We start from the raw sequence: 621 nt of genomic DNA, 5'->3' as shown, positions 1-621 counted from the left end.
AAAAGAGAAAGACTTAACGAACCGAAGAAACTCTGAAAAACGGTGAAGACATAAAGTCAAGCAAGTAAGGGCGTACGGCGGATGCCTTGGCCATATCAGCCGATGAAGGACGCGATAAGCTGCGAAAAGCTGCGGTGAGGTGCAAGTAACCGTTGACCCGCAGGTGTCCGAATGGGGAAACCCGGCAGCAGGAGTGCTGTCATCCGAAAGGAAGGGAACCCGGTGAACTGAAACATCTAAGTAGCCGGAGGAAAAGGAATCAACAGAGATACCCTCAGTAGCGGCGAGCGAACGGGGCAGAGCCCAAACCGGGGCGGGAAACCGCTTCGGGGTTGCGGACTGCTAACAAATGGTTGGACGAAGCAGAACCAGTTGGGAAACTGGGCCAGAGACGGTGAGAGCCCGGTAAGCGTAAGGAAGACCATGGAGCAGGATCCAGAGTACCACGGGGCACGAGGAACCTTGTGGGAAGCAGGGGGGACCACCCTCCAAGGCGAAACACTGATATGGACCGATAGCGAATAGTACCGTGAGGGAACGGTGAAAAGAACCCCGGGAGGGGAATGAAAGAGAACCTGAAACCGTATGTCTACAAACAGTCGGAGCGCTTTACATGCGCGA

1 rRNA gene is annotated in these 621 nt (G+C 54.8%); it reads left to right on the top strand.

Features of this window, described 5'->3' with window-relative positions:
• Window positions 1-54: 54 nt before the first annotated feature.
• Window positions 55-621, top strand: a 23S ribosomal RNA gene (locus tag CJ260_RS12505); the annotation flags it as partial.

This window comes from Megasphaera sp. ASD88 (assembly GCF_002287425.1).
Taxonomy (GTDB): Bacteria; Bacillota; Negativicutes; order Veillonellales; family Megasphaeraceae; genus Megasphaera; species Megasphaera stantonii.
This window is presented reverse-complemented; position numbering and strand designations above follow the sequence as displayed.